The sequence below is a fragment of the Limnohabitans sp. Hippo4 genome (assembly GCF_003063605.1).
Taxonomy (GTDB): domain Bacteria; phylum Pseudomonadota; class Gammaproteobacteria; order Burkholderiales; family Burkholderiaceae_C; genus Limnohabitans_A.
Genome location: NZ_NESE01000001.1, coordinates 36383 through 51169, shown reverse-complemented (window position 1 = coordinate 51169; position 14787 = coordinate 36383). Strand labels below are relative to the sequence as shown.

Below are 14787 nucleotides of genomic sequence, written 5' to 3'. Positions count from 1 at the left end.
TTAGTAACATTGGGACCCCACATGAGTTTGATACCCAAAAAAGGAACTGTTTACGTTGTCGACGACGACGAGGCCGTTCGCGATTCACTTCAGTGGCTGTTAGAAGGCAAAGATTACCGTGTTCGATGCTTTGACTCTGCTGAATCATTTCTCAGCCGCTACGACCCGCGTGAGGTTGCTTGCCTGATCGTTGACATCCGCATGGGCGGCATGACGGGTCTTGAATTGCAAGACAAGCTGGTCGAGCGTCGCTCTCCTTTGCCCATTGTGTTCATCACTGGCCACGGCGACGTGCCCATGGCAGTCAACACCATGAAAAAAGGTGCGATGGACTTTATTCAAAAGCCATTCAAAGAAGACGAATTGGTGAGTTTGGTTGAACGCATGCTGGACAGCGCGCGTGAGTCTTTCTCGGAGTATCAAAACGCTGCCAATCGTGATGCGCTGCTGTCTAAACTGACCGGTCGTGAAGCCCAAGTCCTTGAGCGCATTGTGGCGGGTCGTTTGAACAAACAGATCGCCGACGACTTAGGCATCAGCATCAAAACAGTTGAGGCACATCGCGCCAACATCATGGAAAAATTGAATGCCAACACAGTGGCAGATCTGCTCAAAATTGCATTGGGACAAAACGCACCCAAAGCTTAAAGGCTTCAGCGCTTTTACAACGCCCGTGAATTTTCAAATCGCGGGCGTTTTTACTTCAAACTCGGTATTTCAATTTTTGAGAGACACAACATGACCGCACAACGCATTGATGGCAACGCCCTCTCCCAACAACTGCGTGCAGAAGTTGCTACGCGCACAACAGCGCTGAAAGCCAAAGGCATCACACCAGGTCTAGCCGTGGTGTTGGTTGGCGAGAACCCTGCCAGCCAGGTCTATGTGCGCAACAAGGTGAAGGCCTGTCACGACAGCGGCCTGCATTCAGTTTTAGAAAAATACCCAGACAGCATGAGCGAAGCCGATTTATTGGCACGTGTTCAAGCTCTAAACAACGACCCCAGCATTCACGGCATTTTGGTGCAATTACCCTTACCTGCGCACATTGATGCACAGAAGGTCATTGAGGCCATTTCACCCGCCAAAGATGTCGATGGCTTTCACATTGCAAGTGCCGGCGCTCTGATGACAGGCATGCCAGGCTTTTGGCCCTGCACGCCTTACGGCTGCATGAAAATGTTAGAAAGCATTGGCTACGACTTGAAGGGCAAACATGCCGTGGTCATTGGCCGTAGCAACATTGTGGGCAAACCCATGGCCATGATGCTCTTGCAAAAAAATGCCACCGTGACCATTTGCCACAGTGCAACCAAGGACCTCAAAGCCATGACGCTTCAGGCTGATGTCATTGTGGCTGCCGTTGGAAAACGAAACGTCTTAACCGCTGACATGGTCAAACCGGGTGCCGTGGTGTTGGACGTTGGCATGAACCGCAATGACGAAGGCAAGTTGTGTGGCGATGTGGACTTTGCAGACGTTGAGCAAGTTGCCAGCTACATCACGCCTGTGCCAGGCGGTGTTGGCCCGATGACCATCACCATGTTGTTGGTGAACACTTTAGAAGCTGCTGAACGTACTGCGGCTTGAGCATTGAACCAAAATTTAACCACGCCATGACAACTTCTTCTCACGCAAACAACCCATTGCTTCAACTGGGCAGCTTGCCTTTGTTTGACCAAATCAAACCCGAACATGTCAGCACAGCCATCGACGTTTTATTGACAGCTGCATCTGAAGCACTTGAAACAGTGACCGCCCCCGAGTTTCCAGCGCAATGGCAAGCCATTGCCAAAGTCTTGGATGTCAGCACCGAGCGCTTGAGCAGCGCCTGGGGCGCCGTGAGCCATTTGAAAAGCGTTGCCGATACCCCCGAGTTGCGTGCGGCCTACAACGAAGTCTTGCCCAAGGTTACTGAATTTTGGACAAAGCTTGGCGCCGATGAACGCCTTTATGCCAAATACAAAGCAGTCAACCCAGCGTCATTGGATGCGGCACAACAGCAAGCACTGAAGAATGCATTGCGCAATTTCGTTCTGGGCGGTGCCGAGCTTCAGGGTGAAGCTAAAACCAGGTATGCAGCCATCCAAGAGCGCATGGCGGAATTGAGCCAAAAATTCAGTGAAAACGCTTTGGATGCCACCGACAAATTCTCACTTTATGTCGAAAAAGAGGCATTAGAGGGTGTGCCGGAAGATGTTCAAAATACAGCACGCGAAGCTGCAGAAAAAGAAGGCAAGGCAGGTTACAAGTTAACCCTCAAAATGCCTTGTTATTTGCCAGTGATGCAATTTGCCAAAAGCAGCGATTTGCGTCATCAGCTTTACCGCGCTTATGTCACCCGGGCTTCAGACCAAGCACCCGCAGAATTTGCAGCGCTAGACAACAGCGCCATCATTCAAGAAATTTTGCAACTGCGCGAAGAAGAAGCAAAGCTTTTGGGTTATCAAAATTACGCGGAAGTGTCAGTGGCCACCAAGATGGCTGACTCACCTGCCAAAGTCATTGCTTTTTTGCGCGATCTCGCTCAGCGTGCGCGTCCTTACGCAGAAAAAGATTTGGCAGACATGCGTCAATTTGCCGCAGACCACTTGGGCATGCCAAATCCGCAAGCTTGGGATTGGCCTTACATCGGGGAAAAACTGAAAGAGGCCCGATACAGTTTCAGCGAGCAGGAAGTGAAGCAATACTTTACAGCGCCCAAAGTATTGCAAGGTCTCTTCAAAATCATTGAGACATTGTTTGAAGTCAGCATTCGAGAAGATCAAGCGCCAGTATGGCACCCTGCCGTGGGCTTTTATCGCCTTGAACGCAATGGTCAATTGGTAGGCCAGTTCTACCTAGATCCGCCTGCACGTGCAGGCAAACGAGGCGGTGCGTGGATGGACGATGTTCGTGCGCGTTGGCTCAGGCCCGACACGCAACAATTGCAAACGCCCGTGGCGCACTTGGTGTGTAACTTTGCAGAGGGCGTCGATGGTCAGCCTCCCTTGCTAACGCACGATGATGTCATCACGCTGTTCCATGAGTTTGGTCATGGCCTGCATCACATGTTGACGCAAGTGAACGAGCGCGATGTGTCTGGCATCAGTGGCGTTGAATGGGACGCCGTGGAACTACCAAGTCAATTCATGGAGAACTTTTGCTGGGAATGGAATGTACTGAAGCACATGTCAGCCCATGTCAAAACAGGGGAAGCTTTACCGCGTGAATTGTTCGACAAAATGGTGGCCTCCAAAAACTTCCAAAGTGGTCTGCAGACCTTGCGTCAAATTGAATTTGCATTGATGGACATGCTCTTGCACAGCGAGCACCGCCCGCAAGACGATTTCATGCCCGTGTTGCAAAAGGTTCGTGCTGAAGTGGCTGTGATTCAAGCGCCCGATTTCAACCGCATGGCACACACTTTTAGCCATATTTTTGCCGGTGGATATGCAGCCGGTTATTACAGCTACAAATGGGCGGAGGTTCTTTCAGCAGATGCCTACGCAGCATTTGAGGAAACGGCACAAGCTGATGGCTCTCCTAGCTTGGAGACAGGCAGACGATACCGTGAAGCCATTTTGGAAGCTGGCGGCAGCCGACCTGCATTGGCCTCTTTTGTGGCCTTCAGAGGCCGTGAACCGTCTTTGAATGCATTGCTTCGCCATCAAGGCATGATGGCACCGCAAGCTTCAAGTTTAAAAACTTAAAACTTGAGTGTTTTAACGCCTGCTGAAGTGCCTAGCAAACAAACCTGGGCCTTCTGATAGGCAAACACGCCGACAGTGACAACACCTGGCCACTGACTGACTTCAGCTTCAAAGGCCACGGGGTCTGAAATGGTCAAACCCTTCACATCAATGATGTGCTGTCCGTTGTCTGTCACCAGTGGCTGGCCATCTTTCAATCGAACTTGTGCTTGGCCGCCCATCTTGGCAAATTGCGCCATGATGCGGGCGCTGGACATGGGGATTACTTCAACAGGCAATGGAAATGTGCCCAAGTGATCGACCAATTTGGATTCGTCGGCAATGCACACAAACATCTTCGATTGCGCGGCCACAATTTTTTCACGTGTCAGCGCAGCGCCGCCGCCTTTGACCATGTGGCCTTGACCATTGATTTCATCCGCACCGTCGATGTACACCGCCAACTCGGCCACATCGTTGCTGTCAAACACGGGAATGCCCAGCGCTTTGAGGCGAACCGTAGAAGCCTCAGAACTCGACACAGCACCTTTAATTTGGTCCTTCATGGAGGCCAATGCGTCAATGAATTTGTTCACGGTTGAGCCGGTTCCCACACCCACAATTTCACCAGGGACCACGTATTGCAATGCGGCTTGGCCTACCAATGCTTTCAATTCGTCTTGCGTCATATGCTTTTTTGAGACAATGCTTGTATTGAACGAGATTATCCAATGTCCCTGAACCTTTACGCCCTCGCCCGCCCAATTTTATTCAACCTCGACCCCGAGGATGCGCACGACCTCACGTTGCAACAGTTGGCCCGAACCCAAAACACTTTTCTAGACCGTGCCTACCGCCAGCCATGGATTGCCGACCCTGTCCAACTGGCGGGTCTCACATTTCCCAACCGCGTGGGCATGGCTGCAGGTCTAGACAAAAATGCCCGGTGCATCGATGGTCTGGGTGCCATGGGTTTTGGCTTTGTCGAAGTCGGCACGGTCACCCCACTCCCCCAGCCAGGCAACGACAAGCCGCGCATGTTCCGACTGCCCGAAGCCAAAGCCCTCATCAACCGGCTTGGCTTCAACAATGAAGGTCTGGACGCGTTTGTGAGTAACGTCAAAAAGTCCAGGTTCAGAAGCCAAGGTCGCCTGCTGGGCTTGAACATTGGCAAAAACGCCGCCACGCCCATTGAACGCGCCACCGACGATTACCTCATTGGCCTCAGCGGCGTTTACGAACACGCCGACTATGTCACGGTCAACATCTCCAGTCCCAACACCAAAAACTTGCGCTCATTGCAAACCGACGAGGCTTTGGACCAACTCTTGTCGGCGCTCAACGAACGCAAACAAGCCTTGGCCGAGAAGCATCAAAAACGCGTTCCCGTGTTCCTCAAAATCGCACCCGATTTAGACGACGAACAAGTGGCCGTTATCGCCAACAGTTTGCGCAAACATCAAATTGACGGCGTCATTGCCACCAACACCACCTTGTCGCGCGATGCCGTCAAGGGCATGCCGCACGGCGATGAAATGGGCGGCCTGTCGGGCGCCCCTGTGTTGGCAGGCAGCAACCGTGTCATTCGATTGTTAAGGCAACACTTAGGCTCACAATTTCCCATCATTGGCGTGGGCGGCATTCTCAGCGCTTACGACGCCGTCTGTAAAATTGAAGCCGGTGCCGATGTGGTGCAAATCTACACGGGTCTCATCTACAAAGGCCCTGCATTGGTCCATGAAGTGGCCAAGGCCTTGCAGCAATTGAGCAAGTCTTAACCAGCATCACCGCTGAAGCAAAGTACACACCCGCTCAGCAATGGCCAATGAGCTTGTCAGGCCGGGTGACTCAATGCCCATCAAGTGAACCAATCCATTCACTTTTAAGGCTTGCGGGCCCAGTATGGCAAAGTCTGCCGCGGCTTCATGAGGCGCATTGATCTTGGGCCGTATGCCGGCATAAGAAGCTTGCAAAGCGCCGTCGGCCAAGCCAGGCCAGTACTTTCGCACCTCGGCATAAAACGCATCCCCTCTGCGCGGATCAACCTCTAAATCATCAGGAGAGTCCACCCATTCCACATCGGGTCCAAACTTCGCTTGGCCCGCCAAGTCCAAAGTTAAGTGCACACCCAAGCCTGCTGCTTCGGGCACCGGATAGATCAGCGTCTTGAATGGTGACTTGCCAGACAAACTGAAATAATTGCCTTTGGCGTAATAAGCCTTGGGCAAATGCGCGGTGGTCATGCCCAAGAATTTCCGAGCCACATCGGGGGCTGATAAACCAGCTGCGTTGACCACACTTTGCGCCAACAACTCAGTGCCATCGACGGTGCGGACTAAAAACTGAGTGGCACCCTCTTGCTGCAACACTTGCGCGGATTCAAAGCGCGAATTCAGTGCCAACAAACCGCCAGCATTTTCAAAATCACCTAAGTAGCTCAGCATCAAAGCATGGCTGTCCACAATGCCGGTGCTAGGCGACCACAAGGCGGCTTCACAATTCAAAGCCGGCTCCTTGGCCAAGGCTTCCGATTTAGTCAACAGCCGCAGCGCATCCGCCCCCACAACGCCATTGGCCGTCGCTTTGGCTTGAATTGCACTCAATTGCGCCACTTGCTCGGGCGAAGTCGCCACAATCAATTTGCCACACTGTTGGTGCGCAATGTTGCGCTCATGACAGTAGGCATAAAGACGTTGGCGACCCTGCACGCAAAGTTGCGCCTTGAGGGACCCTTGGGGGTAATAGATACCGGCGTGAATCACTTCACTGTTGCGCGAGCTGGTGCCTGTGCCAAAGGCATCTGCAGACTCGAGCAGCAGGACCTCTTGACCTTCAAGCGCCAGCTTGCGCGCAACCGCCAGGCCCACCACCCCAGCCCCGATCACCACTGTTTGTATTCGATCCATTGACATGCTCAAATGGTTTAGTTTGCTCATTGCATTTGTTCAAACGCCATTGTCGCTGACACACGCACGACAGTTCAATGGCCCATTTAAAGGCACACTTTTGGTTTGGGACATCAACCCTTCACATCCAAGGAGACCTATGAAACTGTTCAACCTCACTGGCAAAGTTGCCATCGTCACAGGCGCCAGCCGCGGCATTGGCCGATCCATCGCATTTCAATTGGCCCGCGCAGGCGCCAAAGTGGTGGTGTCGAGCCGTAAATTGGACGCCTGCGAAGCGGTGGTCAAGGAAATTCAAGCCGAAGGCGGCACGGCCATGGCCATCAGCGCCAGCATTGCAGTCAAGGACCAACTGCAGGCGATGATTCAAAAAACCAAAGAAACGTGGGGACCGATCGACATCTTGGTCTGTAATGCCGCCAGCAACCCCTACTACGGCCCTGCTACCGGCATGAGCGATGAGATCTTCAACAAAGTGATGCACAACAACGTGTTGTCCAGCACTTGGCTTTGCAACATGGTCTATCCAGACATGAAGGCTCGCAAAGATGGCGCCATTGTCTTGGTGTCATCGGTCGGTGGTTTGCACGGCTCCGCCGTCATTGGGGCTTACAACATTTCCAAAGCAGCCGACATGCAACTGGCTCGCAACTTGGCGGTTGAATGGGGTCCCGACAACATTCGCGTCAACTGCATCGCGCCAGGCCTCATTCGCACTGACTTTGCCAAAGCCTTAACAGACGACCCCGTGAAAGCGGGCATGGTTGAAAACGAAACGCCCTTGCGCCGCATTGGTGAACCCGATGACATTGGCGGCATTGCCGTTTTGCTGGCCAGTGCCGCGGGCAAATACATCACGGGTCAAACCATTGTGGCCGATGGTGGCATGATGATTCGCTGAGCTTCAGCGTACGAAAAAAAACAGCCCCAAGGGGCTGTTTTTTGTTGCAGCTTGGCAATTCGCAAATTAAGCGAAATTGGCTTCTGCGAAAGACCAGTTGACCAACTTGTCCAAGAATGTTTCAACAAACTTAGGACGCATGTTGCGGTAGTCAATGTAGTAAGCGTGTTCCCAAACGTCCACTGTCAACAAGGCTTTGTCGGCTGTTGTCAGGGGTGTGCCTGCGGCGCCCATGTTGACGATGTCGACGCTACCGTCAGCCTTTTTAACCAACCATGTCCAGCCAGAGCCGAAGTTGCCCACGGCGCTTTTGACGAAAGCTTCTTTGAACGCAGCGTAGGAGCCAAATTTGGCGTTAATGGCAGCAGCCAAAGCGCCTGTAGGTTCACCACCGCCGTTGGGCTTCATGCAGTTCCAGAAAAAGGTGTGGTTCCAGATTTGAGCGGAATTGTTGTAGATACCGCCGCTGGATTTCTTGATGATTTCTTCCAAAGACATTGATTCAAATTCAGTGCCTTTTTGCAAATTGTTCAAATTCACAACGTAAGCGTTGTGGTGCTTGCCATGGTGAAATTCCAAAGTTTCTTGGCTGTAGTGAGGGGCCAATGCGTCGATGGCATAAGGCAGTGCTGGCAGGGTATGTTCCATGGTGTCCTCGTAAAAGTGCAATAAAAATCAAAAGACTATTGTAGGTTGATCAGGCACATTTGTCTGCGTCAGACCCGCAAAAAGCTCACGCCTTCAAGGGTTGCCTCTAACGGGGTGCTAGCTTTGGGATTTAACCTGCAGTAGCACCTCGCCATCAGCCAAGGTGGCCGTCACACGCTGGTCAGTTTGAAAACTGCCCACCTTGGTCAAGGCCTGTCCCGCCTCATCCGTCAGCCACGCATAGCCTCTGTCCAAAACCAAGTGGGGGTCTAGCAACCCAAGGCGCGTTTCGAAATTTTGAAGCTGTCGATGCGCATCGTTCAGGTTTTGTTGACGCGCTCGGGGCATGGACTCCGCCAGTCGCTGCAATTTTTGCTGATTGCGTTGAACCTGGCCTTTCAGGCCAAACATCATGGCCTGAGAAATTCTCGACAAACGGCGGGTTTGGTCACTCAAGCGCGAAGAAGGACGACCTAGACGCCCTGCTATCCAATCGAGTCGTTGATTCATTCTGTCGACAGTGAGGTTCAGTGCAGACGCGAGTTCTTCTTGGAATGCATCCAGTTCCCCCAACAACTGGGCTCTTTCAGTGGCCACCATTTCAGCAGCTGCTGTGGGCGTTGGCGCGCGTAAATCAGCGGCGAAGTCTGCGAGCGTGAAATCAGTTTCATGACCGACACCCGACACAATGGGAATCGGGCACGAGGCAATCGCTCGGACCAAAGACTCGTCGTTGAAGGCCCATAAATCCTCCATGGCACCACCACCGCGTACCATCAAGATGACATCCACGGCCAGCCCTTGGGGTGATGCGTTTGTTGTCGGACCTTGCCAGCCGACCAACTGCTGAAGACTGCGCAGCAACTCCAAGGGGGCGTTGGCACCTTGAACTGAGGCCGGCGCCAAAATGACAGGAATGTGCGGGACACGCCTTTGCAAGGCTGAGGCCACATCGTGCAATGCCGCAGCCCCCAAAGATGTGATCAAGCCGATGGCACGAGGTTGCGCGGGGATGTCTTGCTTGCGAGATGGTTCAAACAAGCCTTCTGCCTCAAGCGTGGCTTTGAGCTTGAGAAACTGGGCGAACAAATCGCCTTGCCCAGCCCGCTGCATGCTGTCGACAATCAACTGCAAGTCGCCTCTGGCTTCGTAAACGCCCAATTTGCCGCGAACTTCAACCAACTCGCCATCGCGCGGTACAAAGCCCAAAGCACTGGCGGCCCTTTTGAACATGGCACAGCGTATTTGCCCGCTGTCGTCTTTGAGATTGAAATAACAATGGCCACTGGCTGCGCGCGCAAAGCCAGAAATTTCGCCCTTGACCGCAACAGGATTGAAGCGCGCATTCAAAGTGTCTGCAATTGCAAGGCACAAAGCACCAACCGACCAAACACGTGGCTCAGAATCTACGCGCATGACAAAAAAGCCTTATTTTTGGCGGGTTTTAGAAGCATTTCTACAGCCAAGCCTTTAATTTCAATCCGAAACAGTCCACAGTTTCGGATTAGCAAGGCGGTTCACTGAATAAACGGCCAAACAAATGCATTCATTCTTGTAAGTCATTGATATCATTGAAAAAAATATTGATCAAATAATAAGCAGTCAAAAGAAACCCAGGATTCATGCGGTTTACAAGGCCGTTCTGGCCATGTTCTTCACAAAGTTATCCACAGAATGACGGAACAATTCCATCAGCCATAATCAAAACTGAAACCAGAAGTAGAAAGATTGATTTTGTTAAGCATCATACAAGCCGCAGGTTGGCCCATTTGGCCTTTGATCCTCTGCTCCATTTTTGCACTCGCTATCATTTTCGAGCGCATCTTTGCTTTGCGAACGTCCAAAGTGCTGCCAGCAAACGCGCTAACCAAAGCCATCGACAGCACACGACAAGGCTTCCCCTCCGATGCAAGCCTTCAAGAATTGGCCCAAATGGGTTCCGTTGGACCCATTTTTGCAGCGGGCCTTCAGACATTGGCGCTCAATCCCTCCGCCAGTCACCAAGACGTGCGAGAAAGCATGGAAATGGAAGGCCGAATGGCGGCGCAAGGACTTGAGCGTTACCTGAACGCTTTGGCCACATTGGCGTCTGCGGCACCCTTGCTTGGCTTGTTGGGAACCGTCATTGGCATGATTGAATTGTTTGGTTTGCAATCGCCTGGACAACAACAACCCGTTGAACTGGCCCACGGCATTTCGGTGGCGCTGTACAACACGGCATTGGGCCTGTTGGTCGCTATTCCTTGCCTCATGGCATGGCGTTTTTTCAAAGCCAAGGTCGATCGCATGGTGCTCCAAATGGAGTGGGCATCCGAGCGTTTTGCAAGACATTTGGCCGCCATGCGCGATTGATTTTTCAAAAGGCCCGCCTTGAAATTCAAAACCACCGCACCAGCCGAACCCGACATCAATTTGATCCCGTTCATTGATGTCTTGCTGGTCATCCTCATTTTTCTGATGCTCACCACCACGTGGTCCAAGTTCAATGAAATGAACTTGAGCTTGCCATCAGCCAATTCGCAACAGTCTTCAAGCACACCCCAAACTTGGGTGGTGTCAGTCAATGCGCAAGGCATGTACGCAGTCAATGGTGCAAAACTCGAAGGCAAAACACCGCAAGACATTGGCACGGCACTCAGCAGCATGAACAAATCCGACGCCACCTTGTTGATCAAAGCCGATGCATCCGCTTCTCATCAAGCCGTGGTCAATGTCCTTGAAGCAGCGCGCATGCAAGGCATTTCCAAAATTTCGTTTGCCACGCAAAATGCGTCTGGCAACAACTTGACCAAGCCATAAGCGTTATTCGCTGAGCGACGCACCATGCAATGGCTTCATCAACTGCCACGCCATTGGCAAACCACTTCAGTCATCACCTATTTGTTGTGGCCCATCGAACTGCTTTACAAATTGGCCTGGTTTGTTCGGCGCTCATTGTTCGCCTTGGGATTCATTCAAACACACAAGCTTGATGCCACTGTCATTGTGGTGGGCAATGTGGTGGCGGGAGGCGGCGGCAAAACCCCGCTCACGATGGCCATCGTGCAACGCTTGACACAACAAGGTCATCAAGTGGGTGTGGTGTCCAGAGGCTACGGACGCACGCAAGATCAAATTCAGCTGGTCAACGCGCAAAGTTCAGCCGATCAAGTAGGTGATGAGCCCTTGTTGATTTTTCAGAAGTGCCAAGTCCCCGTCGCAGTAGGCGCCAATCGCGTCGCTACGGCACAGCAGCTCTTGCATCAGTACCCCAACATCCGCTTCATTGTTTGCGATGATGGCTTGCAACATGCAGCGCTTCAAAGGGACATCGAAATTTGCGTCATGGACAGCATGGGCATCGGCAATGGGCACCTGCTACCGGCCGGCCCCTTGCGAGAGTCTTGGCCCAGAACTGTCGACTTGTTGCTTCACACGCAGCGCAGAACTTTGGCTGAAGGCTTCGAGTCCACTCGCCAACTCAGTGCGCAGGCCATCAATGGCTTGGGTCAATCCATCGAATTGACTGCGCTCCAAAATCAATCTGTTGAAGTGGTGTGTGGTATTGCGAAACCAAAGGCTTTCGCCCACATGCTGGAAGAGCGCGGCATTCAAATTGCACAATTCCATGCCCTGCCCGATCACGCCAACTTTTCAAACTGGCACGCATCCCATCCCCATTTGAAATTGCTGTGCACAGAGAAAGACGCCATCAAGCTTTGGGCAACTCACCCTGAAGCTTTTGCGGTTCCTCTGCTGTTTGAGCCAGAATTGTCGTTCTGGCAGGCATTCGATGCACTCGTCAACACCCGTCACCGTTATCATTGAAGCCATGGACACGAAATTACTCGAACTGTTGGTTTGCCCAGTCACCAAGGGCCATTTGGATGTGCAACGCGAATTGCAAGAGCTGTGGTCGCGCAGTGCGCGTTTGGCTTACCCCATTCGAAATGGCATTCCGATCTTGCTAGAAAACGAAGCACGCACACTCAGTGACGAAGAATTGGAATCACTTAAACCCCGTACGCCTTTGGTCTAAACAGCCCGACCACTGACATGAGTCGCTCTTTCACAGTCCTGGTTCCCGCGCGATTAGCGTCAACACGGCTACCCAACAAACCCTTGGCAGACATTCAAGGCTTGCCCATGGTGGTCAGGGTTGCGCAGCGTGCTGCATTGTCCAACGCATCGCAAGTGGTGGTTGCAGCAGACAGTCCAGACATTGTTTCTGCTTGCGAAGCTCATGGCATTAAAGCTTTGCTCACCCGCATTGATCATCCCAGTGGCAGCGATCGGTTGGCAGAAGCCAGCACCTTGCTCGGATTGACAGACGACGATGTGGTGGTCAATGTGCAAGGCGATGAACCCCTGATCGACCCAGATTTGATCGACCAAGTTGCCTCTTTGCTGGCTCAACGCCCCTCGGCCAGCATGAGCACCGCAGCCCATGCCATCCACCAACTTGCAGAATTTACCAACCCCAACGTGGTGAAAGTGGTTCTGGATCAGGCGCAACTGGCCTTGTATTTCAGCCGTGCGCCCATTCCTTGGTGGCGCGATGGCAACACCCAAGGCATTCAACAACTGCCGTCCCCCGCGCCACTCAGGCACATTGGCATTTATGGCTACCGAGTGGGTTTTTTAAAAGCCTTCCCCCAGTTGCCCCCTGCTCCCATTGAAAGCTGCGAAGCACTGGAACAGTTGCGCGCCATGTGGCATGGCCACAAAATTGCAGTCCACGTCACAGAAAAAGCCCCAGGCCCAGGCGTTGATACACCCGAAGACCTGGCACGCGTTCGTGAACTTTTCAAGGCCTGATCCCCGCGAAGGGCTGGCGTCAGGAAAATTTGGGATTCCCATGCTATTCTCCAGTGAGAGCCATGCAGGCTGTGGCGAAAGATTTAACAACTATTCGGAACTTCCATGAGACTGATTCTTTTAGGCGCACCTGGTGCGGGCAAAGGTACGCAAGCGGCCTTCATTTGCGAGAAATTTTCCATCCCGCAAATCTCCACAGGCGACATGTTGCGTGCCGCTGTAAAAGCGGGCACCCCGCTCGGTCTTCAAGCCAAAGCCGTCATGGAATCGGGCGGCCTGGTCAGCGACGACCTCATCATCAACTTGGTCAAAGAACGCATTGCGCAAGCAGATTGCGCCAATGGCTTCTTGTTTGATGGCTTCCCTCGCACCATTCCCCAAGCTGATGCCATGAAAGCCGCAGGCGTCAAACTCGACTACGTGCTCGAAATTGATGTGCCCTTTGATGCCATCATTGAGCGCATGAGCGGACGTCGCTCACACCCTGCGTCTGGCCGCACCTATCACGTCAAATTCAATCCACCCAAAGTGGAAGGCAAAGACGATGTCACCGGCGAACCCTTGGTTCAACGCGAAGACGACAAAGAGGAAACCGTCAAAAAGCGCTTGGACGTCTACAGCCAACAAACACGCCCCTTGGTGGCCTATTACTCCGATTGGGCTAAAGCTGAAGCACACGCTGCGCCTCAGTACCGCGCCATCAGCGGCATGGGCTCAGTGGAGGACATTACCAAGCGCGCCATGCAAGCTTTGGGCGCTGCCTGATCACGCGCACGTGCGATGTCCAAATCCGGCTGAGGCCGGATTTTTTTTGGGTAAATCAGTCGGTTGGCTTGGACACCATGTCCAGTATCAAAGCCACTCTTGATTTGACTGGGCTCAATCCTGACAGCACAGGGAAGATGTGTGACGCCGTCACGATCACAGGCCCTTGGTTGCACCGACTGGCAACACGAATTTGCACGCCCGCATCTTGCGCACGCAGCAGCCCTTCCTTCAAATCGGTACTGACAGAGCCGTTGCCTGTTCCTGCAAGCACGATGCCTCGTACGCCGGCATTGATTAGCAGATCTACCAGCTTAGAACTGGCTTGCACATGGTTCATGATGACTTCAACCCATGGCCATGATGCGGGATCAGGTAAGTGAGAAAGCTTGATTTTGTTGGGCTGAGCCACTGGCGCAAACTCTGAACGCCATGTCACTTGGTCCTGAATGACTGTGCCTGCCAAGCCAGCTTCGCCCGAGTCAAAGGCATTCAACCGCGTGGGATGTACTTTTTGAACATGCTGACTGTGGTGTATTTCGCCAGCTGCCACCATCCAAACACCAGCGCCTTTGGCAACTGATGCCAACGTCAATGCGTCTCGCAAATTTTGGGGGCCATCGGCATCTTTGAAATTGGCAGGACGCATGGCACAAGTCAGCACAATGGGTTTTTCATTGGCAATGACACGGGACAAGAAATAAGCCGTTTCCTCCAGCGTATCCGTGCCATGGGTGATCACCACCGCCGCCACATCATCCTGCGATAGCCAAGCCTCACAACGCTGAGCCAAGTGATACCAAGTGGCAAAGTCCATGTCTTTGCTGTCCAGCTGCGCCACTTGTTCAGATTCAAATTGGTAGCCGCTCAAGGCCTCTGGAAGACCCTGTCCGATTTCTGCAACAGACTGGAGCAAGACATCAATCCCCCTCTGAGCAGCCTTGTAACTGAGCCCCTCAGAAGCCGAACTGGACTCGCCCGCAATCGTGCCGCCGGTGCCTAAAACAACAATTTTTTGATTTTTTGCTTGCATTTCAAAAAAGACTGGTTAAAAATACAGTTACTGGATAAGAAAACAGTTGTCTGTCAACTCAGCCAC

Annotated in this window: 16 protein-coding genes; 11 read left to right on the top strand and 5 right to left on the bottom strand. The window is 52.6% G+C overall.

The window, feature by feature from the left end; genetic code table 11:
• Window positions 1–21: 21 nt before the first annotated feature.
• The 3 genes from B9Z46_RS00260 (at window position 22) to B9Z46_RS00250 (ending at window position 3692) form a co-directional block, all read left to right on the top strand.
• Window positions 22–648, top strand: a complete 627-nt coding sequence (locus B9Z46_RS00260; protein WP_055360828.1) for a response regulator transcription factor — start codon at window positions 22–24, stop codon at window positions 646–648.
• A gap of 90 nt (window positions 649–738) precedes the next feature.
• Complete coding sequence (gene folD, locus B9Z46_RS00255; RefSeq protein WP_055360829.1) at window positions 739–1590, top strand: bifunctional methylenetetrahydrofolate dehydrogenase/methenyltetrahydrofolate cyclohydrolase FolD; 852 nt, start codon at window positions 739–741, stop codon at window positions 1588–1590.
• A 26-nt stretch (window positions 1591–1616) separates the two neighbouring features.
• Window positions 1617–3692 (top strand): M3 family metallopeptidase, encoded by a 2076-nt coding sequence (locus tag B9Z46_RS00250; protein WP_108254125.1) that lies wholly within the window; start codon window positions 1617–1619, stop codon window positions 3690–3692.
• Here B9Z46_RS00250 and rpiA read toward each other — a convergent pair.
• Window positions 3689–4360, bottom strand: coding sequence for a ribose-5-phosphate isomerase RpiA (rpiA, locus tag B9Z46_RS00245; protein ID WP_108254124.1), 672 nt, complete (start codon window positions 4358–4360; stop codon window positions 3689–3691). The two genes, B9Z46_RS00250 and rpiA, sit on opposite strands and share 4 nt — an antisense overlap.
• A gap of 42 nt (window positions 4361–4402) precedes the next feature.
• Between rpiA and B9Z46_RS00240 the strand changes: the two genes are divergently transcribed.
• Window positions 4403–5449, top strand: a complete 1047-nt coding sequence (locus tag B9Z46_RS00240; protein ID WP_108254123.1) for a quinone-dependent dihydroorotate dehydrogenase — start codon at window positions 4403–4405, stop codon at window positions 5447–5449.
• 6 nt (window positions 5450–5455) lie between these two features.
• Here B9Z46_RS00240 and B9Z46_RS00235 read toward each other — a convergent pair whose 3' ends face one another.
• Window positions 5456–6577 (bottom strand): NAD(P)/FAD-dependent oxidoreductase, encoded by a 1122-nt coding sequence (locus tag B9Z46_RS00235; RefSeq protein ID WP_108254790.1) that lies wholly within the window; start codon window positions 6575–6577, stop codon window positions 5456–5458.
• A 139-nt stretch (window positions 6578–6716) separates the two neighbouring features.
• Between B9Z46_RS00235 and B9Z46_RS00230 the strand changes: the two genes are divergently transcribed.
• Window positions 6717–7478 carry an SDR family NAD(P)-dependent oxidoreductase gene (locus tag B9Z46_RS00230; RefSeq protein WP_055361960.1) on the top strand — a complete coding sequence of 254 codons (762 nt, stop codon included), beginning with the start codon at window positions 6717–6719 and terminating at the stop codon, window positions 7476–7478.
• Window positions 7479–7544: 66 nt separating this feature from the next.
• Here the strand turns inward: B9Z46_RS00230 and B9Z46_RS00225 are convergent, their stop codons facing one another.
• Together B9Z46_RS00225 and xseA are read right to left on the bottom strand one after the other, a co-directional pair.
• A complete protein-coding gene (locus B9Z46_RS00225) occupies window positions 7545–8126 on the bottom strand; it encodes a superoxide dismutase (RefSeq protein ID WP_055360833.1) in 582 nt (193 codons plus the stop codon).
• Window positions 8127–8243: 117 nt separating this feature from the next.
• Window positions 8244–9542 carry an exodeoxyribonuclease VII large subunit gene (gene xseA / locus B9Z46_RS00220; RefSeq protein ID WP_108254122.1) on the bottom strand — a complete coding sequence of 433 codons (1299 nt, stop codon included), beginning with the start codon at window positions 9540–9542 and terminating at the stop codon, window positions 8244–8246.
• Window positions 9543–9860: 318 nt separating this feature from the next.
• Here xseA and B9Z46_RS00215 point away from each other — a divergent pair, with 318 nt between their 5' ends.
• From B9Z46_RS00215 to adk, 6 genes are all read left to right on the top strand, one after another.
• The gene (locus B9Z46_RS00215; protein WP_055361961.1) at window positions 9861–10478 is read left to right on the top strand and encodes a MotA/TolQ/ExbB proton channel family protein; all 618 of its coding nucleotides are present in this window, start codon (window positions 9861–9863) and stop codon (window positions 10476–10478) included.
• A gap of 18 nt (window positions 10479–10496) precedes the next feature.
• A complete protein-coding gene (locus tag B9Z46_RS00210; RefSeq protein ID WP_108254121.1) occupies window positions 10497–10925 on the top strand; it encodes a biopolymer transporter ExbD in 429 nt (142 codons plus the stop codon).
• Between the two features lie 24 nt (window positions 10926–10949).
• Window positions 10950–11933 carry a tetraacyldisaccharide 4'-kinase gene (gene lpxK, locus B9Z46_RS00205; RefSeq protein ID WP_055360836.1) on the top strand — a complete coding sequence of 328 codons (984 nt, stop codon included), beginning with the start codon at window positions 10950–10952 and terminating at the stop codon, window positions 11931–11933.
• Window positions 11934–11937: 4 nt separating this feature from the next.
• On the top strand, window positions 11938–12144 hold the full coding sequence (locus tag B9Z46_RS00200; RefSeq protein WP_055360837.1) for a Trm112 family protein: 207 nt from the start codon (window positions 11938–11940) through the stop codon (window positions 12142–12144).
• A gap of 17 nt (window positions 12145–12161) precedes the next feature.
• Entirely contained in the window at window positions 12162–12923 is a 762-nt protein-coding gene (gene kdsB / locus B9Z46_RS00195) for a 3-deoxy-manno-octulosonate cytidylyltransferase (protein WP_055360838.1), read from the top strand.
• 105 nt (window positions 12924–13028) lie between these two features.
• Window positions 13029–13688, top strand: a complete 660-nt coding sequence (gene adk, locus B9Z46_RS00190) for an adenylate kinase (protein ID WP_108254120.1) — start codon at window positions 13029–13031, stop codon at window positions 13686–13688.
• A gap of 55 nt (window positions 13689–13743) precedes the next feature.
• Here the strand turns inward: adk and B9Z46_RS00185 are convergent, their stop codons facing one another.
• Window positions 13744–14721, bottom strand: a complete 978-nt coding sequence (locus B9Z46_RS00185; RefSeq protein ID WP_108254119.1) for an asparaginase — start codon at window positions 14719–14721, stop codon at window positions 13744–13746.
• Window positions 14722–14787 lie beyond the last annotated feature (66 nt).